Here is a 19,073-nt window from a genome sequence, read left to right on the forward strand (position 1 = left end):
TCATGCCTCCTTGGTCGCGACGGTCAGGGCGTCGCGGAACGCGGTCATCTCCTCGGGGGTGCCGACCGACACCCGCAGCCACCCGTCGGGCCCAGTCTCGCGGACCAGCACCCCGCGGGCGAGCAGGGCCTCCCAGACCGCGTGCCGGTCGGCGAACCGGCCGAACAGCACGAAGTTGGCGTCGGAGTCGGCGACCTCGAACCCCTGCTCGCGCAGCCAGGTCACCAGGTCGTCGCGCTCGCGGCGCAGCGCGGCGACGTTGCCGAGCAGCTCGGGGGCGTGCCGCAGCGCGGCCAGCGCGACGGCCTGGGTGACGGCCGAGAGGTGGTAGGGCAGGCGCACGACGCGCACGGCGTCGACGATGGCGGGGTCGGCGGCGAGGTAGCCCAGGCGCAGACCGGCGGCGGCGAAGGCCTTGCTCATCGTGCGGGTGACGACCAGGTTGCGGTGCTCGGGCAGCAGCTCGAGGGCCGAGGGCACCCCGGCGCGGCGGAACTCGCCGTACGCCTCGTCGACGACGACCAGGCCCTGCTCCCCCACGATCCGGCAGAGGTCGGCGACGGCGGCGGGCTCGAGCGCGGTGCCGGTGGGGTTGTTGGGCGAGGGCAGCAGCACCACGTGCGGCCGCTCCGCCTCCACCAGGGCGCGGGCGACGTCGAGGTCGAGCCCGAAGTCGTCGGCGCGGCGGCCGGCGACCCAGCGGGTGTGGGTGTCACGGGCGTACTCGGGATACATCGAGTACGTCGGCGCGAAGCTGACCGCGGTGCGGCCCGGGCCGCCGAAAGCCTGCAGCAGCTGCAGCATGACCTCGTTGGAGCCGTTGGCCGCCCAGACCTGCGCGGGGTCGACGCCGTGCGGGGTGTCGGCCGCCAGGTACGCCGCCAGCGCCTCGCGCAGGGCGACGTGCTCGCGGTCGGGGTAGCGGTTGAGCCCGGTCGCGGCGGCGCGCACCGACGCGGCGATGTCGTCGGCACAGGCCGCCGAGGGTCCGTAGGGGTTCTCGTTGGTGTTGAGGCAGACGGGGACGTCGAGCTGCGGCGCGCCGTAGGGCTCGACGCCGCGCAGCTCCTCCCGCAGCGGCGGGAAGGTCATCGCGCGAACCGCACCCGCACCGAGTCGGCGTGGCCGGGCAGGTCCTCGGCCTCGGCCAGGGCGACCACGTGGTCCGCGACCTCGCGCAGGCCCTCGTGGGAGTAGTCGACGACGTGGACGGACTTGGTGAACGCGCGGACCGACAGTCCACTGCTGTGGCAGGCGCACCCGCCGGTGGGCAGCACGTGGTTGGACCCGGCGCAGTAGTCGCCGAGCGCGGTCGGCGCCTGCGGGCCGACGAAGATGGCGCCGGCGTTGCGGATGCGGGCGGCCACGGCGGCGGCGTCGGCGGTGTGGATCTCGAGGTGCTCGGCGGCGTAGGCGTCGGCCACGGCGACGGCCTGGTCGAGGTCGTCGACCAGCACGACGCCCGACTGGCGGCCGGACAGCGCCTCGGTGACGCGCTCGCTGTGCTTGGTGGCGGCCACCATCGTCTCCAGGCGGGCCTCGACCTCGGTGGCCAGCCGCTCGGAGTCGGTGATGAGGACCGCCCCGGCCAGCGGGTCGTGCTCGGCCTCGGCCACCAGGTCGGCGGCGACGTACTCGACGTCGGCGGCGTCGTCGGCCAGGATCGCGACCTCGGTCGGGCCGGCCTCGGAGTCGATGCCGATCTGGCCCTTGAGCAGGCGCTTGGCGGTGGTGACGTAGATGTTGCCGGGGCCGGTGACGAGGTCGACGCGGGCGCACGGGCCGACGCCGTAGGCGAACATCGCGATGGCCTGGGCCCCGCCGACGGCGTAGACCTCGTCGATGCCGAGCAGGGCGCAGGCGGCCAGGATCGTCGGGTGCGGCAGGCCGCCGAACTCCTTTTGCGGCGAGGAGGTCAGCGCGATCGACGGCACGCCGGCGACCTGCGCGGGCACGACGTTCATCAGCACGGTCGAGACCAGCGGAGCGAGCCCACCGGGGACGTAGAGGCCGACGCGGCCGATCGCGACCTTGCGGTGGGTGACCCGGGCGCCAGGGCCGAAGTCGGTGACGACGTCGTGCTCGAGCTCGCGCTCGCTGGCCGCCCGCAGCCGGGCGATGGACTCCTCCAGCCCCGCCCGCACGTCGGGGTCGAGCTGCTCGAGGGCCTCGCTGATGGCCGCGGCGGGCACGCGCACGTCGGTGGCGTCGACGCCGTCGAAGCGACGGCCGGCCTCGAGCACCGCCTCGAGGCCGCGGGTGCGCACGTCCTCGCAGATCGCGTGGACCGCCGGGACGGCCGCCTCGACGTCGAAGTCGGCGCGCGGGACGACGGACCGGTAGTCGTCGGGGGACAGGACCCGTCCGCGCAGGTCGATTCGGCGGATCATGGCGCAATTCTAGGCGGGAGGGCTGCGCGACCCCCACTTCACGGCGTGACGTGGACGCGCGGGGTGGGACTAGGTTGGCCGGGTGAGCCAGACGCTGCCGATGTTCCCGCTGAACTCGGTCCTGTTCCCCGGGCTCACGGTGCCGCTGCGGGTCTTCGAGGACCGCTACCGCGCCCTGGTGCACCACTTGCTCCGCATCGAGGACCCCACCGAGCGGGTCTTCGGGTCGGTCGGCATCCGCGAGGGCTACGAGGTCGGCGACCACGGCGCGCAGTCGTTGTTCCGGGTGGGCTGCAAGGCCCTGCTGACCGAGGTCGAGGCGCACGCCGACGGCACCTTCGACGTGGTCGCGGTCGGCCTGAGCCGGGTGCAGCTCGACCGGCTCGAGACGGCGGGCCCGTTCCCGGTGGGCCACGTCACCGACCTGCCCGACGGCGACGTCCACGTCGACCCCGAGCTGCTGGAGCGCTCGCGTGCGACGTTCACCGCCTACCGGCTGGCCCTCTCCGAGATCCGCTCCGACCCCTACGAGGGCGCACTCCCCCGCGACCCCACCTACCTGTCGTGGACCCTCGCGGCCTGCGCGCCGCTGCCGCTGCCCGAGCGCCAGGCCCTGCTCGAGGCCGACGACGCCTCCGACCGGCTGCACCTGGTCACCGACCTGCTCCGCTCGGAGCTGCGCGCGATGAACGTCATCGCCTCCCTGCCCGCCACCGAGGTCGCCCGCACCCGCTGGTCGCCCAACTGACGTCGGCACCACCGTGGCCAAGAAGCCCAAGCCGGCCGCCGGCACGCCCGCGACGCTGGCCCTGACCCGGGCGGGGGTCGCCTTCACCGCGCGGGAGTACACCCACGACCCGCGCGCGACGTCGTACGGCCTGGAGGCGGCCGAGGCGCTCGGCGCCGACCCGGCGCGGGTGCTCAAGACGCTGCTGGCCGACGTCGACGGCCGGCTGGTCGTCGGGATCGTGCCGGTGACCGGGCAGCTCGACCTCAAGGCCCTGGCCCGTGCGGTCGGCGGCCGGAGGGCCCAGCTGGCCGACCCGGCGGCCGCCGAGCGCGCGACCGGGTACGTCGTCGGCGGGATCTCGCCGCTCGGGCAGAAGCGCGCGCACCCGACCGTGCTGGACGCCTCGGCCCTGGACCACCCGACGGTGCTGGTCTCCGGTGGCCGCCGCGGGCTCGACGTCGAGCTCGCCCCGGCCGACCTGGTCGGGCTGACCTCGGCCACGACCGCGGCGATCGCCCGGCCCTGACCCCGACGGGCCAGGACCGGGCGACCTGGTGCCGCTAGTCGGTGGTGATGCGCAGGACGCCGTGGGAGACGTCGCCGTCGATCGACCCCGAGAGGCCCGCGGCGGCCAGCGGCTCGAGGTTGTCGCGGACCTCCTGGGGGGCGTCCGAGGCGTCGAGCACGCTGGTCAGCCAGTTGCCGGCGTCGAAGTTGACGAAGAGCACCCCGGCGGCGTCGTCGGACCCGGCGACCACGTCGCGGTAGTCGTCGGTCTCGCCGAGCCCACCGTCCTCGAGCAGCTGGTCGCGCCAGGACTGCGAGAACGAGGCCGCGACCTCGCCGTCGCCCGTGGCGTAGCCGAACTCCTCGCCGACGACCTCCTGGAGACCGGGGTCCTCGAGCAGCTGGTCCATGACCCTGGCGACCGCGTCGGGGTCGCCCTCGACCTTGAGCCCGATCGGCTGGCCCGCGGGTCCCTCCTCGAGCGTGGCTGCGTCGAGGTCGCCGCTGACCGCGACGGCCGAGGCGTCCCCGAAGAGCGTCTCGGCGTCCTCGGGCAGCGAGAGCCCGGTCTGCTCCTCGAAGGTCGACAGCCCGCCCTCGATGTCGAACCCACCGCCGCCGTAGGTCTCCAGACCGCCGGTGAGGACGTCGAACCAGCCGTCCTCGAACCCGGCGCCGAGCGCGATCGCGGTGTCCTCGGGCAGCGAGGCGACGACGTCGCCGCCCCGGTCGCTGAGCCCGCCGTCGGCACCGTCGAGGGTCTGCACGCCGGTGGCGGTCTCGAGCTCGAGCCCGCCGTCGTCGAAGCGGACCGTCAGGGCCGCACCCGGGAAGTCGTCGAAGGCCGACGACGCAGGCGGGTCGTCCTGCTCGGTGGTGTCGGTGCACTCGGGCGGCAACGGCGCGGGGGCGCCGGTGGTCGGGTCCGGCAGGACGGGCTGGGCGCACGCGACGCCGCCCAGGGCGTTGCCGAGCTCGGCGAGCTGGCCGAGGAACTCGCCGGCCTCCGGGGCGGCGTACGCCGTCAGGATGCCGGCGTCACCGGTCTCGCCGGTCCAGCGCTGGAAGTCGTCGTCGTCGGCGAGCGTGCCGTCGTCACGGGCCGAGGTCACCGCGTCGAGGACCTCCTGGTCCTCGGCGAGGACGGCCCAGCCGCCGTCGACGTCGACCGCGGCGCCGGCGTCGTCGCCCTCGGCGCAGCCGGTGATCTTGTCCAGGCCCTCGGTGGCCGCGTCGCCGTCGTCGACCTGGGCCACGACGACCGCGGCCACACCGGACTCGTCGTCGGTGGCGTCACCGACGTCGACGGCGGCGACCGCGAACCGGTCGCCGAGCCACGGCTCGACGTCGTCCTTCCAGGACAGGTCGGGGCAGCCGCCCTCGTCCTGGACGTACTCGAAGAACCGCTGGCGGAGGTCGTCGCCCTCCTCGACCCCGACCTGGTCGGCGAACGCGGGGAACTTGTTCAGCACCCGCAGAGCCTCGAGCTTCTGCTTGCCGCTGGGGTCGAGGTCGACGCTGACGTAGCCCACGGTCGAGGCGGGCAGCGCCTCGGCCGGCTGAGGTCCGGTGGCGAAGCCGACCTGGTAGACGGCGAAGGCGCCACCGCCGACCGCGAGCAGCCCCAGCAGTCCTCCGCCGACCAGCAGGCCCTTGCGGCGGCCGCGACCACCGGGGGCGCCGCTCGGCGGGGGGCCGGGCGGGATCGGGCCCCCACCACCACTGGCGAGGGTCTCCGGCCCACCGGGGGCGTACGGCGGCGGGGGCGGCGGTCCGGTCGGCGGACCCCAGCCGGGCCCACCTGGGGGGCCGCTGGGCGGTCCGGAGGGAGGGAGGTTGCTGGACATGGGCGTGACCCGCTTTCGCAGAGGGGGAGGCTGGCGGCGCGACGCCCGTCCCGAGGGGGCGTCCTGCGATCCGACGCGTTCCTACCCGCCTCGGTTCCGCCTCACTCCTGCGGGCGCTCGAGGCGGGCCGAGGGAGACGGGGCAGCGTGCGCGGTCGGGTGCTGCGGGGCCCGGCGGTCGAAGACCTCGGTGGCGGCCGACCCCGCCGTGGCCGCACCGCTCAGGAGGTAGGTCATGGCCAGCCCGAGCAGCGCGCCCATCGGCCACGCGACGTACTGGACGCGGCCGGGGGTCTCGAGGCTGCCCGGCAGGCGGGTGCCCTCCTCGGAGACCAGGGCCAGCAGCCGGGGGTTGACCGGCGAATCGGCGGTGCCGACCTGGTGGGCCAGCCACGCGGCGAGCGCCGCACCCACGGTGACGGCGGCGAGGACGGCGAGCTCGGGCGAGCGGCAGCAGAACGCCGCGACCACCCCGAGCAGGAGGCCACCGAGCAGCCCGATCACGACGTACAGGCCGGTCGCGGAGAAGATCCGCTCGATCGTGGGGAAGTCGAGGAACAGCCACGAGCCGTCCTGGACCACGCCCTGCGGCGGGTCCCACAGCGTGACCCACAGCAACCCGCCCAGCAGGCCGAGCAGCGCCGCGCCGACCAGCACGGCCGGGACGTCGACGAGGAGGCGGCGGGTCCGCCCGCGACTGGTCATCCGGCCAGACAACCGGGTCCGAGGAGCTGCTTCAAGTCCGCGAACAGGGCGGGCGTCGGGGTGACCCGCAGCCGGTCGTCGAGGCGCATCACCTTGGTCGAGTGGCGCGAGAGCAGCCGCAGGCGCACCTCGGTCATGCCGGGGTGGGTGCCGAGGACGTCCCGCAGCTGCTCGATGACCGGCGCCGTGCAGCGGGTGGACGGCAGGCTGATGGTGACCGGTCCGCCGCCGCCCTCGGTCAGGTCGGGCACCGAGACCTCCTGGCCGCGGAGCTCGGGCTGGTCCTTGTCGCGGGAGAGCTGGCCCTTGACCCGGAGGATGGCGTCCTCCTGCAGGTAGGGCGCGGCGAGCTGGTAGGAGCTGGGGAACAGCAGCACCTCGATGGCGCCGTCGAGGTCCTCCAGCGTGATCGTCGCCCACGCGTCGCCGCGCTTGGTGATGCGGCGGTTGACCGCGGTGACCAGGCCGCTGATGGTGAGCGTGCTGCCGTGGGGACGGTCCTCGTCGAGCATCAGCTGGCCGATGGTGCAGTCGGTGCCGGAGGACAGCACGTGCTCGAGGCCGAGGAGCGGGTGGTCGGAGACGTAGAGGCCGAGCATGTCGCGCTCGTGGCCGAGCAGCGTCATCTTGTCCCACTCGTCGATGTCGGGGATGGCGACGCTGACGCCGAACCCGCCGTCGTCGCCGTCGTCGAGGCCGGCGAACAGGGAGTCCTGGCCGATGGCCTCGTTGCGCTTGATGTCGACGTACTGGTCGACGGCCGACTCGTGGATGGCCACCAGCGCGCGGCGGCGCAGCTTCATGTCGTCGAAGGCGCCGGCCTTGATGAGCGACTCGATGACGCGCTTGTTGCAGACCAGCGCCGGGACCTTGGACATGAAGTCGCCGAAGTCGGCGAAGCGGCCCTTCTCCTCGCGGGAGGCCACGACCTGGTCGACGACGTTGGAGCCGACGTTGCGGATGGCGGTCAGGCCGAAGCGGATGTCGCGGCCGACCGGGGTGAAGTCGGCGGCCGACTCGTTGACGTCGGGCGGGAGCACCTGGATCTTCATCCGGCGGCACTCGTTGAGGTAGATCGCCAGCTTGTCCTTGTCGTCCTTGGCCGAGGTCAGCAGGGCGGCCATGTACTCGGGGGCGTAGTTGGCCTTGAGGTAGGCCGTCCAGTAGGTGATGACGCCGTAGGCCGCGGAGTGGGACTTGTTGAAGGCGTAGTCGGAGAACGGCAGCAGGATCGCCCAGAGCGTGTCGATGGCGGCCTGCGGGAAGCCGCGCTCGAGCATGCCGGCCTGGAAGCCGGCGTACTGCTTGTCGAGCTCCTCCTTCTTCTTCTTGCCCATCGCGCGGCGCAGGTTGTCGGCGGCGCCGAGGGTGAAGCCGGCGAGCACCTGCGCGATCGCCATGACCTGCTCCTGGTAGACGATCAGGCCGTAGGTCTCCCCCAGGACCGGCTCGAGGGCCTCGGCCAGCGCCGGGTGGATCGGCTCGATCTCCTCGCGGCCGTTCTTGCGCCGGGCGTACTTGTTGTGGGAGTCGGCGCCCATCGGGCCGGGGCGGTAGAGCGCGCTGACGGCGGTGATGTCGGCGAACTCGTCGGGCTGCATCGAGCGCAGCAGCGAGCGCATGCCCGAACCGTCGAGCTGGAAGACGCCGAGCGTGTCGCCGCGACCCATCAGCTCGTAGGTGGGCCGGTCGTCGAACGGCAGCTCCTCGAGGACCACGTCCTCGTCGCGGTTGGCCTTGATGTTGGCCAGCGCGTTCTCCAGGATGCGCAGGTTGGACAAGCCGAGGAAGTCCATCTTGACCAGCCCGAGCGACTCGCACATCGGGTAGTCGAACTGGGTGATGATCGCCCCGTCCTGCGGGCGCATCATGATCGGCACGATGTCGACCAGCGGCTCGCTCGACATGATCACGCCGGCCGCGTGCACGCCCCAGTTGCGGATCTGGCCCTCGAGGCCGAGGGCGGTCTGGTAGATCGTGCGGACGTCGTGGTCGGAGTCGTGCAGCTGGCGGAACTCCCCGCCCTCGCCGTAGCGCTTGTGGTCGGGGTTGAACAGCTCCTTGAGCGGGACGCCCTTGCCCATGACGTCGGCCGGCAGGGCCTTGGTGATGCGGTCGCCGATGGCGAAGCCGTGGTCGAGCACGCGGGCGGCGTCCTTGATGGCGGCCTTGGCCTTGAGCCGGCCGAAGGTGGCGATCATGGCCACGCGGTCGCTGCCGTACTTGTCGGCGACGTACTGGATGACCTCGCCACGCCGCTGGTCGTCGAAGTCGATGTCGAAGTCGGGCATCGAGGGGCGCTCGGGGTTGAGGAACCGCTCGAAGAACAGGCCGTGCTCGAGCGGGCAGAGGTCGGTGATGAGCAACGCGTAGGCCGCGATCGACCCGGCGCCGGACCCACGGCCGGGGCCGACACGGATGCCGTTGTCCTTGGACCACTGGATGAAGTCGGCGACCACGAGGAAGTAGCCGCAGTAGCCCTTCTGGGCGACGACCGCGAGCTCCATCTCGACGCGGTCCTTGACCTCCTGGGTCAGCCGGTCACCGGGGTAGCGGTGCTCGATGCCGCGCCAGACCTCCTTGCGGAACCAGCTCTCCTCGGTCTCGCCGGCCGGGATGTCGGCGCGGGCCATGTAGCCGCCGGTGGACTCGGTGAACTCGACCTCGCACCGTTCGGCGATGGCCAGGGTGTTGTCGCAGGCCTCGGGCATGCCGAAGCGGTCGGCCCACAGCTCGCGCATCTCGGCGGCCGACTTGATGTAGTAGCCGCCGCCGTCGAACTTGAGCCGGTTGGTGTCGGCGAGGCGCTTGCCGGAGGCGACGCAGATGAGGGCGTCGTGGGCCTCGGCGTCCTCGGGGTTGTTGTAGTGGGAGTCGTTGGTCGCCAGCGGCGGGATGCCGAGCTCGCGGCCGAGCCTGAGCAGGTCGTCGCGCACGCGCTTCTCGATGGAGATGCCGTGGTCCATCAGCTCGAGGAAGACGTTGTCGCGACCGAAGATGTCCTGCAGCTCGGTGGCCTCCTGGACCGCCTCGTCCCACTGGCCCAGGCGCAGCCGGGTCTGGATGGCGCCGCTGGGGCAGCCGGTGCTGACGATGAGGCCCTTGCTGTGCTCGGCCAGGATCTCCTTGTCCATGCGCGGCTTGTAGAAGAAGCCCTCGAGGCTGGAGCGCGAGGAGAGCCGGAAGAGGTTGTGCATGCCCTCGGTCGTCTCGGCCCACATCGTCATGTGGGTGTAGGCGCCGCCGCCCGCGACGTCGTCGCCGCCCTCCTCGGCCGTGCCGCCCTTGCCCCACCGGACCCGCCGCCGCTCGCCCCGGTCGGTGCCCGGGGTGAGGTAGGCCTCGATGCCGATGATCGGCCGGACGCCGTGCTTGCGCGCCTTGGACCAGAAGTCGTAGGCGCCGTGCAGGTTGCCGTGGTCGGTCATGGCGATCGAGCTCATGCCGAGGTCGGTGACGCGGGCGAAGAGCCCGTCGAGGAGCGAGGCGCCGTCGAGCATGGAGTACTCGGTGTGCACGTGCAGGTGCGCGAAGTCTCCAGAGGACGTCGACATCGGGCTCGGGGCTCCTCGGGGTCGGTGCTGGTGCTGGCGCTGGTGCGGGCAGGCTCGCGCAGGCCCGGTCGGGGCCGAGCGGGTCGAGCCGCGGCGGGCGGGGGAAGACGTCCAGCCGTCGGGGAAGGAACGCCAGCCTACGCGAGCCGTGCCGCTGATCGTGGCACCCACCACCGACATTCCCGGGCGGGCGGTCGCCGGCATGGCTAGGGTCGCGATCGTGTCCGCACAGCGACTGGCCGCCGAGCTCGGCGCCGAGCTGCCGGCCGGCGTCGCCGCGCTCCCGGCCGCGGAGCTGGCGGTGCTGGCCGACCTCGTCCGCGACGCCCGCCGGACCCAGGCGGCCGACCTGGCCCGGGCCACCGACGAGGGGCTGCGGTTCCTGCCGCGGCTGCTGCGGGGGCCGGTCAAGGCGGTGCTCCTGCGGTGAGGCCCCGATGACGGAGGTGCTGCAGCACCGCGCCGAGCGGCTCAAGCTGGCCCGGCTGCTCGACGTCGACGTCGACCGGCTGCCCCCGCTCACCGGCGCGCCCGCGGCCGACCTGGCCGAGCTGCGGGAGCGGCTCACCGACCGCCTCTTCGACGAGAGCACCCGCGTCCTCGGGCGAGTCGCCGCGGCGTCGCGCCTCGTCCCCTCGCCGATCGTGGCGGGCGTCGCCACCAAGGTCTTCGGACCGCTGCTGTGCGCACGGGCCGCCGCGGCCATCGACCCGGACAAGGCGATCGACGTGGGGTCGCGGCTGCCGGCGCCGTTCCTGGCCGACGTGACGGTCCAGCTCGACCCGCGCCGGGTCGCCCCGATGATCGCGGGTGTGCCCGAGTCGCTGACGGTGCCGGTCGCGACCGAGCTGGCCCGCCGCGGTGAGCACGTGACGATGGGCCGGTTCCTGGCCTACGTGCCCGACGAGCCGCTGCGCACCGCGATGGGGGTGCTCGACGACGAGACCATGCTGCGGGTCGCGTTCGTCCTGGAGCACAAGGACCGCCTCGACCACGCCGTCGGGCTGCTCGACCCCGCCCGGCTGCCCGGCATCCTGCGGTGCGCCGCCGAGCAGGACCTCTGGCCCGAGGCACTCGACCTGCTCGGGCACCTGTCCGAGGAGCGCCTCGGCCCGATCGCCGACCAGCTGGCCGGGCTCGGTGACGACGTCGTCGCGGGGCTCGTCGAGGCCGCGTGCGCGGGTGGGCTGTGGGCCGGCCTGCTGCCCGTCGTGCGCCACGCGAGCCCGGAGGCGTGCCGACGGCTGGCGGCAGCGCCGGCCTTCACCACGCAGCGGGCGCTGGAGGGCATCGTCGAGACCGCCGCGACCGAGGGCCTGTGGCCCGACCTCGCGCCCCTGCTCGCGGCGCTGCCAGCCCGCGCCCGGACCCGCGCGGCCGCCGCCGCGGGTCGCCTCGACCCCGAGGTGCTGGCGCCGGTGGTCGAGCGGGCGCTCGACGACGACGCGGCGCGCGCCCCGCTGCTCGACCTGGTGGAGCGCATGAGGCCCGCCGCACGCGCCCGGGTGCGGGAGGCGGCCGCACTCGTGGGGCGGGCCGAGGACCTGGAGGCCGCGCTGGCCTGAGCGCCCCGGTGCTACTCCTGGCCCCAGCTCATGCGCAGGTCGGGGGCCTGCTCGTCGTTGTCGCGACCGTCGGTGTGCTCGCGCTCCACGAGGCCGTGCCGGGCGTAGAAGGCCCGGGCGGGGGTGTTGACCTCGAAGACCCACAGCGAGAACCCGTCGGGGCGCCGGGCCTTGGCCACGTCGAGCAGGGTCGACCCGACCCCGTGCCCGGCGTGGTCGGGGTGGACGTAGAGGTCGTCGAGCCAGGTGTCGGTCATCCGCAGGTAGGCCACGACCTCGCCCGCGACCTCGGCGACCCAGGTCTCGTCGAGGGCCATCCGGCCCCGCAGGAACGTCAGCGCCTCGTCGTCGGGGTGCGGGCTCGGCGGCATCGACGCCGTACGACGCGCGGCGAGGTGCACCGCGGCGACCGCCGGGGCGTCGTCGGGCGCCGCCGGACGGACGAGGACGTCGGTGTCCTCGTCAGGAGGCGTCACGGACGAGCTCGAGGGAGCGGGCCAGGTCGTCGGGGTAGGCCGACTCGTACTCGACCCAGGCGCCGGAGTCGGGGTGGCTGAAGCCGAGCTTCACCGCGTGCAGCCACTGGCGCTCGATGCGGAACCGCCGGGCCAGGGTCGGGTCGGCACCGTAGGTGAGGTCGCCGACGCACGGGTGCTTGAGCGCGGACATGTGGACGCGGATCTGGTGGGTGCGGCCCGTCTCGAGGTGGACCTCGAGCAGGCTGGCGAAGCGGTGGGCCTCGAGCGTGGCGTAGTGGGTCACGCTCGGGCGACCGCCCTCGAGGACGGCGAAGCGGTGGTCGGCCCCCGGGTGGCGGCCGATGGGCGCGTCGACGGTGCCCTCCAGCGGGTCGGGGTGGCCCTGCACGAGGGCGTGGTAGGTCTTCTCGACGGTGCGCTGGCGGAAGGCGTCCTTGAGCACGGAGTAGGCGTGCTCGGACTTGCAGACGACCATCACCCCGGAGGTGCCGACGTCGAGGCGCTGGACGATGCCCTGCCGCTCCGACGCGCCGGACGTCGCGATCTGGAAGCCGGCGCCGGCCAGGTGGCCGACGACCGTCGGACCGGTCCAGCCGGGCGAGGGGTGCACGGCGACGCCGACCGGCTTGTCGATGACCACGATCGAGTCGTCGTCGTGGATGATCCCGATGCCCTCGACGACCTCGGGCACGACCTCGAGCGGGTCGTGCTCCTCGGGGATCGTCACCTGCAGCCGGGCACCGGGCAGCACGCGCTCGCTCTTGCTGACCGCGGCGCCGTCGACCTGGACCAGCCCCTGGGAGATCAGCTCGGCCGAGCGGGTGCGCGACAGGCCGAAGAGCTGGGCCATGGCCGCGTCGACCCGCTCCCCCGCCAGCGAGTCGGGCACGAAGAGCTCGCGGTGCTCCGAGGCGCTCACTCGCTCCTCCCCTCCACCGGTGCGGGCTGGTCGTCGGACTGGTCGTCGGGCCGGTCGCCGGACCGGTCGGGCTCGTGGTCGCGGTCGCGGGTCCCGTCGAGCCGCACGCCGCGCAGGGCCTGGACGATGATGAGACCGGCCGCGATGTTGATGCAGATGTCGGCGACGTTGAAGACCGGCCAGTTGGGCAGCCGCAGGAAGTCGACCACGTGGCCGCGCAGGAAGCCGGGGTCGCGCAGGAGCCGGTCGGTGAGGTTGCCGACGACGCCGGCGAGCAGCAGTCCCAGTGCGACGGCCCACACGCGGTCGCCGATGCGGCGCGCGAACCACAGCACGCCGAGGGTGGCCAGGATCGCCACCACGCTGATGACCGGCGTGATGCCCGTGCCGGCGCTGAACGCGGCGCCCGGGTTGTAGACCAGGTGGAGGGTGAGCAAGTCACCCACGACGGGGACGTTGTCGTCGCGACCGGTCAGGTGCTCGACCGCCAGGACCTTGCTGACCTGGTCGACGGCGTACGCCGTGCCGGCGACGCCGGCGAACAGCAGGGAGAGGCGGCGAGTGGCTACCGACGTTCCTCGCGCTGCTTGCATGTCAGGCACAGTGTCGCACGCGGGAACGCCATCAACCGATTCTTGCCGATGGGCTCCCCGCAGGACTCGCAGACGCCGTAGGTGCCGTCGTCGATGCGGGCCAGGGCCCGCTCGACCTGGGCGTGCTTGTCGCGCTCGTTGCCGAGGACGCTGAGCTCGTGGTCGCGCTCGAAGGTGGAGGCCCCCAGGTCGGCCTGGTCCTGCCCGGCGCCGTCACCGGAGTCGCGGAGCAGGCCGGCCAGCTCGACCTCGAGCTCGGCCACGATGCGCGCACTGTGGTCGCGCTGCTCGTGCAGCTCGTCGAGGACCTCCTGCAGCTCGGCGTCGGTCCAGGACGACTCCTCCTGCAGGACGACCAGGCTGGTCGCCGGGGCCTTCTTCGCCGCCGGGGCCTTCTTCGCCGCCGGGGCCTTCTTCGCCGCCGGGGCCTTCTTCGCCGCCGGGGCCTTCTTCGCCGCCGGGGCCTTCTTCGCCGCCGGGGCCTTCTTCGCCGCCGGAGCCTTCTTCGCCGCCGGAGCCTTCTTCGCCGCCGGAGCCTTCTTCGCCGCCGGAGCCTTCTTCGCCGCCGGAGCCTTCTTCGCCGCCGGAGCCTTCTTCGCCGCCGGAGCCTTCTTCGCCGGGCCCGTTCCCGAGGTCGTGTCCACGGGTGCCTCGGCGTCGTTGCCGCGGGAGCGGGTCAGCTTGCGAGCGACCTGCGCGAGCTTGCGGGTGGTGCTGCGAACCATCGGACCACGGCCTTCCCTCGTGCCATGGCCGCTGGGGGTGCCACGGGCGGCACGAACGCTAGCCCGTGGCCCGGGGCGTCACAACGAGCCGGCCCGCGGTCGTGAGGACAAAAATGACGCGGCCGCCCCGAGGGGCGGCCGCGTGCTGAGCAGGGGCGAGGGCCTCAGCCCTCCTCCTCGCCGAGGATGGAGCGGAGCCGCTTGGGAGCGGGCGCCTCGCCGGAGGGCTCGGCGTCGCCGCCGGCCTGCAGGGCCTCGAGCTGCTGGGTGAAGTAGCTCTTGAGGCGGGAGCGGTACTCGCGCTCGAACGAGCGGAGGTTCTCCACCTCGACGCTGAGCTTGTCGCGCTCCTTCTCGAGGTCGCCGAAGAGCTGGGTACGGCGCTCGGCGGTCTCGGCATCGAGCATCTGCGCGCGGGTGCGGGCGTCGGACTCGAGCCGGTCGGCCTTGCTCTTGGACTCGCTCTCGAGGCGCTCGGCCTTGGTGCGGGCCTCGCCGATGACCTTGTCGGCCTCGTTCTTGGCGTCCTCGACGAGCTCGTCGGCGTTGCGCGTGGCGATCTCGAGCAGACGCGCGGCCGCGTTGGAGGCCTCCGGGACGGTCTCGACCCGGATGGTCCGCACCTCGGAGGTCGCCGGGGCAGCGGCGGGCACCGGCGCGGGCGCCGCCACCGGGGCGGGCGTCGGGGCCGGCGGCTCAGGCGCCTTCTCGAAGGTCAGCGGGGCCTGCTCCGGCGCGGACGGGGCCGAGGAGGCGCCGGACTGCGCGGCGGAGAGCTTGGTGCGCAGGTCGTCGTTCTCGCGGGTGAGCCGGGCGAGCTCGGCCTCGACCTCGTCGAGGAACTGGTCGACCTCGCCCATGTCGTAGCCCTCACGGAGCCGGACGGGCGTGAAACGCTTGTTGCTCACGTCCTCAGGCGTCAGCGGCATGACTTCGCTCGATTCTTGTCGGTGGTGGTGCACGGCTGCGCGGGACGGGAAGGTCCTGGACGCATCCCGTGAACCCTAGCGCTTGGGTGGTGCCCCTGTGACCAGGAGTGTCTACCGTGGCGCGACCGAGGCGTCGGGGGCAAGTCGCCGCTCCGACGGACGGCCCTCAGAGCAGGGTCGACCGGACGACCTGCAGCAGCACGTAGGCGCCGATGAAGACGATGAGGAAGCTCAGGTCGAGCGCGAAGTTGCCCAGGCGCAGCGGCGGGATGACCTTGCGCAGCGCCTTGATGGGCGGGTCGGTCACGGAGTAGACCGCCTCGAGGACGACGAGCAGCACGCCCCGCGGGCTCCAGGAGCGCGCGAAGACCTGCACCCAGTCGACGATGAAGCGGACCCACATGCAGCCGATGAACAGCAGGATCAGGCCGTAGAGGATCTGTGCGGCGATCAAGGTCGGGGTCCTGGCTCTCGTTCGGGTCGGGACAACGGAACACTATCGGTCACCCGGTTGCCCCCAGGGGTGGACGACGCACACGCATCGGCAGCGGCGGCGTGGTGCGAGGTCGACCACCGGCGGCACGGGGGCACAGGCGCCCGGGCCACACTCATGCCGGGCCCGAGGGCGCACGGAGCGGCCGGGCCCGACAGGGGGCCGGTCGGGCCCGCCGTACCAGGCCGGCGGCAGCGAACCCAGGCGGCGCGGGACCGCGGCCCGGTCGGGCCCGATCCGCGACCAATCAACTCAGCTCTGGTTGAAGAACGCGCCGCTCTCGGCGATGCGCTGCTTGTCCTCGGCGGCGACGGAGACGTTGGGCGGGGAGAGCAGGAAGACCTTGGCGGTGATGCGCTCGATCTGGCCGCGGGTGGCGAAGACCAGGCCGGCGGCGAAGTCGACGAGGCGCTTGGCGTCGTCGTCGCCCATCTCGGTGAGGTTCATGATCACGGGCGTGCCGTCGCGGAAGTTCTCGCCGACGACGCGGGCCTCGTTGTAGGTGCGCGGGTGCAGCGTGATGATGCGGGACAGCTCGGCGACCGAGGGGTCGGCGACGGCGACCGGGGCGGCAGCGACCGGGGAGGTGCGGCGGCGCTCGGCGAGGTCGGCGACGGTGGCGCGGGTCTCGAGGCGCTCGGTGCGCACCGGCCCCTGGTCGGGACGGCCGGCCGCGCGGGCCGCGACCGGCTCGGTCTCCTGGGTGTGGGGACCGTCGTAGCGGTCGTAGTCGTCGTCGTACTGGTCGTAGCGACCGGTGTCTTCGAGCAGGCCGAGGTACTCACCGATCCTGCGCATCGCGCCGCTCATGCCACACCACTCATCTCGCTCAGGGAACTACCGGGGAACCTGGGTCAGCACGCTACTTGACCGAGGGCCGGGATCCGAGGACCGCGGACCCGACACGCACGTGTGTCGCGCCGATGCGCACGGCGTGCTCGAGGTCTCCGCTCATGCCGGCCGAGAGCACGGTCGCCTCGGGGTGCTGGTCGAGCACCTCGCGGCGCACGGCGGCGAGCCGGTCGAAGGCCTCGGCGGGGTCCTCCCCCAGCGGCGCGACGGCCATCAGGCCGCGCAACCGGAGGTGCTCGGCCTCGGCGACGCGGGCCGCCAGGGCGTCGAGGTCACCGGGGTCGGCGCCGCTGCGCCCGTCCGCCCCGGGAGGGTCGAGGCTGACCTGGAGGAGCACGTCGACGGGCGCGTCGCGCTCTGCGGCTCCCCGCTCGAGCCCGCTGACGAGCTTGGCCCGGTCGAGCGACTCCACCACGTCGGCGTACGACGCCACGGCGGCCGCCTTGTTGCTCTGCAGGCCGCCGATGAAGTGCCAGACCAGGCCGAGGTCGGCGCACTCGGCGGCCTTGGCCTCCGCCTCCTGGTGCCGGTTCTCGCCGACGTGGCGCACGCCGAGGTCGGCGAGCAGGCGGACGTCGGAGGCGGGGAAGAACTTGGTGACGGCCACGAGCGTGACCTCGTCGGGGTCGCGGCCGGCGTCGGCGCAAGCGGCCGCGATGCGACGCCGGGTCTCGGCGAGGCGGTCGGCGAGCTCGTCGCGGCGCGCGTCGGCGCTCACGAGCGGGTCCTCACCAGGCCGGCCAGGCGGCCGGAGCCGGCGCCGTCGCGGCGGTAGGAGTAGAGGTCGGGCGACTCCAGGGTGCAGGCGGACACGTCGACCACGGTGGCACCTGCCTGCTCGAGCTGGGCGCGGACCCCGGCCCCGAGGTCGAGGGCAGGGGTGCCCCACGACGTCGTGGCGCGGGTGGCGGGCACGGCGGCGGCGACCTCGTCGCGCAGCTCGGCGGGCACCTCGTAGCACGAGCCGCACACGTGGGGCCCGATCCAGGCGGTCACGTCGCGGGCCCCGAGGTCGCGCATGGCCTCGACGGTGCGGGTCACGACGTCCACGGCCACGCCCTGCCGGCCGGCGTGGGCGGCGCCGACCACCCGTGCCCGCGGGTCGGCGAGCAGGACCGGGACGCAGTCGGCGGCGCGGACGAGCAGCACCAGGTCGGGCCGGTCGGTGACGAGCCCGTCGGCCCGCGGTCGGGTGCCGGCGACCTCGGGGTCGTGGGGGCGCTCGGCGCGCACCACGGCGTCGCCGTGGACCTGGCTGAGGTCGCTGACCCCGCACCCCGGCGCGAAGTCGTCGAGCAGCAGCCGCAGGTTGCGCTGCGGCACCGTGCGCTCGCCGTCCTCGAAGAAGGCCAGGTTGAGGCTGTCCCAGGGCGCGCCACTGACCCCGCCGTGCCGGTCGGTGAAGGCCAGCTCGACGGGGCCGAGGGTGGAGCGGTGGTGGTACAGCCCGGCCTACTTCAGGAAGTCGGGGATGTCGAGGTCGTCGTCGTCGAAGACGACCTGGGTCGCCGGGACGGCCGGGCGGGACTGCTCCCGGACGGGCTCGGCGGGGGCGTCGGTGCGCTGCGGGGCGGCGGCGCGCTCGGCCTCGGGACGGGACTCGCCCCGGGCCGCGACGGCGGCGGGGGCCGGGGTGGGCTCGGGTGCGGCGGCCGGCTGGGACTGGCGCAGGCCGCTGCCCTCGACGCGGCGCTTCGGCGTACCGCCGTCGAAGCCGGCGGCGATGACGGTGACGCGCACCTCGTCACCGAGGGCGTCGTCGATGGTGGCGCCGAAGATGATGTTGGCCTCGGGGTGCACGGCGTCGGCGACCAGCGCGGCCGCGGTGTTGATCTCGAACAGGCCGAGGTCGGAGCCGCCGGCGATGGAGAGCAGCACGCCGTGGGCGCCGTCGATGCTGGCCTCGAGCAGCGGGCTGGAGACCGCCATCTCGGCGGCGGCGACCGCGCGGTCGTCGCCCCGGGCCGAGCCGATGCCCATGAGGGCGGAGCCGGCGTTGGCCATGACGGACTTGACGTCGGCGAAGTCGAGGTTGATCAGGCCGGGGGTCGTGATGAGGTCGGTGATGCCGGAGACACCCTGCAGGAGCACCTGGTCGGCCTGCTTGAAGGCGTCGAGCACCGAGACGTTGCGGTCGCTGATCGAGAGCAGCCGGTCGTTGGGGATGACGATGAGGGTGTCGACCTCCTCGCGGAGCTTGGCGATGCCCTCGTCGGCGGAGCCGGCACGGCGGCGACCCTCGAAGGCGAACGGCCGCGTCACGACGCCGATGGTCAGGGCGCCGAGCGAGCGGGCGATCCGGGCCACGACGGGCGCGCCGCCGGTGCCGGTGCCGCCGCCCTCGCCGGCGGTGACGAAGACCATGTCGGCGCCCTTGAGCACCTCCTCGATCTCGTCGGCGTGGTCCTCGGCGGCCTGTCCCCCGACGTCGGGGTTGGCGCCGGCGCCGAGGCCACGGGTCAGCTCGCGGCCGATGTCGAGCTTGACGTCGGCGTCGCTCATCAGCAGCGCCTGGGCGTCGGTGTTGATCGCGATGAACTCGACGCCCTTGAGGCCGACCTCGATCATCCGGTTGACGGCGTTGACGCCACCGCCACCGATGCCCACGACCTTGATGATCGCCAGGTAGTTCTGTGCTGCAGCCACGACGGCTTCACCTCTCGAAGAGCTTGGGGGTTGGGGCGGTGCCCGGGGAAGACGGCCGGCGTGTCAGGAACTCTGACCCTCAGGCTGAGGGTTATAGTTATGTCAACCTCGCCGTGGTGACGACAGTAGGCACCGGCGCG

At 73.4% G+C, this 19,073-nt stretch carries 19 protein-coding genes; 4 read left to right on the top strand and 15 right to left on the bottom strand.

All coding sequences use genetic code 11. The features are described 5' to 3' along the window. Complete coding sequence (locus FJQ57_RS13300; protein ID WP_139981033.1) at positions 1–1,092, bottom strand: histidinol-phosphate transaminase; 1,092 nt, start codon at positions 1,090–1,092, stop codon at positions 1–3. Next, positions 1,089–2,390, bottom strand: coding sequence for a histidinol dehydrogenase (gene hisD / locus FJQ57_RS13305; RefSeq protein ID WP_139981036.1), 1,302 nt, complete (start codon positions 2,388–2,390; stop codon positions 1,089–1,091). Before hisD ends, FJQ57_RS13300 begins: the two co-directional genes overlap by 4 nt. Positions 2,391–2,472: 82 nt before the next feature. Here hisD and FJQ57_RS13310 point away from each other — a divergent pair, with 82 nt between their 5' ends. Together FJQ57_RS13310 and ybaK are read left to right on the top strand one after the other, a co-directional pair. Next, complete coding sequence (locus tag FJQ57_RS13310; RefSeq protein ID WP_139981038.1) at positions 2,473–3,138, top strand: LON peptidase substrate-binding domain-containing protein; 666 nt, start codon at positions 2,473–2,475, stop codon at positions 3,136–3,138. Between the two features lie 13 nt (positions 3,139–3,151). Continuing rightward, positions 3,152–3,646, top strand: coding sequence for a Cys-tRNA(Pro) deacylase (ybaK, locus tag FJQ57_RS13315; RefSeq protein ID WP_139981040.1), 495 nt, complete (start codon positions 3,152–3,154; stop codon positions 3,644–3,646). A gap of 34 nt (positions 3,647–3,680) precedes the next feature. On the opposite strand, the gene FJQ57_RS13320 is transcribed toward ybaK, so the two are convergent. The 3 genes from FJQ57_RS13320 to dnaE all read right to left on the bottom strand — a co-directional run bounded on the left by FJQ57_RS13320 (position 3,681) and on the right by dnaE (position 9,732). Further along, positions 3,681–5,474, bottom strand: a complete 1,794-nt coding sequence (locus FJQ57_RS13320) for a DUF3352 domain-containing protein (protein WP_139981041.1) — start codon at positions 5,472–5,474, stop codon at positions 3,681–3,683. Positions 5,475–5,575: 101 nt separating this feature from the next. Then, positions 5,576–6,178 (bottom strand): hypothetical protein, encoded by a 603-nt coding sequence (locus FJQ57_RS13325; protein WP_139981043.1) that lies wholly within the window; start codon positions 6,176–6,178, stop codon positions 5,576–5,578. Next, complete coding sequence (dnaE, locus tag FJQ57_RS13330) at positions 6,175–9,732, bottom strand: DNA polymerase III subunit alpha (RefSeq protein WP_139981045.1); 3,558 nt, start codon at positions 9,730–9,732, stop codon at positions 6,175–6,177. The genes FJQ57_RS13325 and dnaE overlap by 4 nt, the downstream gene beginning before the upstream one ends. A 220-nt stretch (positions 9,733–9,952) precedes the next feature. Between dnaE and FJQ57_RS13335 the strand changes: the two genes are divergently transcribed. Both FJQ57_RS13335 and FJQ57_RS13340 read left to right on the top strand, forming a co-directional pair. Next, the gene (locus FJQ57_RS13335; RefSeq protein ID WP_139981047.1) at positions 9,953–10,162 is read left to right on the top strand and encodes a hypothetical protein; all 210 of its coding nucleotides are present in this window, start codon (positions 9,953–9,955) and stop codon (positions 10,160–10,162) included. A 7-nt stretch (positions 10,163–10,169) separates the two neighbouring features. Beyond that, positions 10,170–11,297, top strand: a complete 1,128-nt coding sequence (locus FJQ57_RS13340; RefSeq protein ID WP_139981049.1) for a hypothetical protein — start codon at positions 10,170–10,172, stop codon at positions 11,295–11,297. 11 nt (positions 11,298–11,308) lie between these two features. On the opposite strand, the gene FJQ57_RS13345 is transcribed toward FJQ57_RS13340, so the two are convergent. The 10 genes from FJQ57_RS13345 to ftsZ all read right to left on the bottom strand — a co-directional run bounded on the left by FJQ57_RS13345 (position 11,309) and on the right by ftsZ (position 18,933). Continuing rightward, positions 11,309–11,773 carry a GNAT family N-acetyltransferase gene (locus FJQ57_RS13345; protein WP_139981051.1) on the bottom strand — a complete coding sequence of 155 codons (465 nt, stop codon included), beginning with the start codon at positions 11,771–11,773 and terminating at the stop codon, positions 11,309–11,311. Then, the gene (locus FJQ57_RS13350) at positions 11,760–12,695 is read right to left on the bottom strand and encodes an RluA family pseudouridine synthase (protein ID WP_281284270.1); all 936 of its coding nucleotides are present in this window, start codon (positions 12,693–12,695) and stop codon (positions 11,760–11,762) included. Before FJQ57_RS13350 ends, FJQ57_RS13345 begins: the two co-directional genes overlap by 14 nt. After that, entirely contained in the window at positions 12,692–13,288 is a 597-nt protein-coding gene (gene lspA, locus FJQ57_RS13355; RefSeq protein ID WP_139981053.1) for a signal peptidase II, read from the bottom strand. The genes FJQ57_RS13350 and lspA overlap by 4 nt, the downstream gene beginning before the upstream one ends. Then, the gene (locus FJQ57_RS23620) at positions 13,261–14,013 is read right to left on the bottom strand and encodes a TraR/DksA family transcriptional regulator (RefSeq protein WP_139981055.1); all 753 of its coding nucleotides are present in this window, start codon (positions 14,011–14,013) and stop codon (positions 13,261–13,263) included. Before FJQ57_RS23620 ends, lspA begins: the two co-directional genes overlap by 28 nt. Before the next feature lie 164 nt (positions 14,014–14,177). Beyond that, on the bottom strand, positions 14,178–14,942 hold the full coding sequence (locus FJQ57_RS13365; protein ID WP_139981057.1) for a DivIVA domain-containing protein: 765 nt from the start codon (positions 14,940–14,942) through the stop codon (positions 14,178–14,180). A 166-nt stretch (positions 14,943–15,108) separates the two neighbouring features. Further along, positions 15,109–15,396, bottom strand: a complete 288-nt coding sequence (locus FJQ57_RS13370; protein WP_246081798.1) for a YggT family protein — start codon at positions 15,394–15,396, stop codon at positions 15,109–15,111. A 291-nt stretch (positions 15,397–15,687) separates the two neighbouring features. Beyond that, a complete protein-coding gene (locus FJQ57_RS13375) occupies positions 15,688–16,245 on the bottom strand; it encodes a cell division protein SepF (protein WP_139981059.1) in 558 nt (185 codons plus the stop codon). Between the two features lie 52 nt (positions 16,246–16,297). Next, positions 16,298–17,005, bottom strand: a complete 708-nt coding sequence (locus FJQ57_RS13380; protein ID WP_139981061.1) for a YggS family pyridoxal phosphate-dependent enzyme — start codon at positions 17,003–17,005, stop codon at positions 16,298–16,300. Further along, positions 17,002–17,733 (bottom strand): peptidoglycan editing factor PgeF, encoded by a 732-nt coding sequence (pgeF, locus tag FJQ57_RS13385; protein ID WP_139981063.1) that lies wholly within the window; start codon positions 17,731–17,733, stop codon positions 17,002–17,004. Before pgeF ends, FJQ57_RS13380 begins: the two co-directional genes overlap by 4 nt. 6 nt (positions 17,734–17,739) lie before the next feature. Next, on the bottom strand, positions 17,740–18,933 hold the full coding sequence (gene ftsZ / locus FJQ57_RS13390) for a cell division protein FtsZ (protein WP_139981065.1): 1,194 nt from the start codon (positions 18,931–18,933) through the stop codon (positions 17,740–17,742). Positions 18,934–19,073 lie beyond the last annotated feature (140 nt).

It is taken from the genome of Nocardioides litoris (assembly GCF_006346315.1).
Classification (GTDB): Bacteria; Actinomycetota; Actinomycetes; order Propionibacteriales; family Nocardioidaceae; genus Nocardioides; species Nocardioides litoris.

Bases quoted from the DNA above. Each gene is read 5' to 3' on its own strand.
- FJQ57_RS13340 (WP_139981049.1), top strand. From the start codon at position 10,170: ATGACGGAGGTGCTGCAGCACCGCGCCGAGCGGCTCAAGCTGGCCCGG.
- lspA (WP_139981053.1), bottom strand. From the start codon at position 13,288: ATGCAAGCAGCGCGAGGAACGTCGGTAGCCACTCGCCGCCTCTCCCTG.
- dnaE (WP_139981045.1), bottom strand. From the start codon at position 9,732: ATGTCGACGTCCTCTGGAGACTTCGCGCACCTGCACGTGCACACCGAG.
- FJQ57_RS13325 (WP_139981043.1), bottom strand. From the start codon at position 6,178: ATGACCAGTCGCGGGCGGACCCGCCGCCTCCTCGTCGACGTCCCGGCC.
- FJQ57_RS23620 (WP_139981055.1), bottom strand. From the start codon at position 14,013: ATGGTTCGCAGCACCACCCGCAAGCTCGCGCAGGTCGCTCGCAAGCTG.
- hisD (WP_139981036.1), bottom strand. From the start codon at position 2,390: ATGATCCGCCGAATCGACCTGCGCGGACGGGTCCTGTCCCCCGACGAC.
- FJQ57_RS13375 (WP_139981059.1), bottom strand. From the start codon at position 16,245: ATGAGCGGCGCGATGCGCAGGATCGGTGAGTACCTCGGCCTGCTCGAA.
- FJQ57_RS13320 (WP_139981041.1), bottom strand. From the start codon at position 5,474: ATGTCCAGCAACCTCCCTCCCTCCGGACCGCCCAGCGGCCCCCCAGGT.
- FJQ57_RS13300 (WP_139981033.1), bottom strand. From the start codon at position 1,092: ATGACCTTCCCGCCGCTGCGGGAGGAGCTGCGCGGCGTCGAGCCCTAC.
- FJQ57_RS13365 (WP_139981057.1), bottom strand. From the start codon at position 14,942: ATGCCGCTGACGCCTGAGGACGTGAGCAACAAGCGTTTCACGCCCGTC.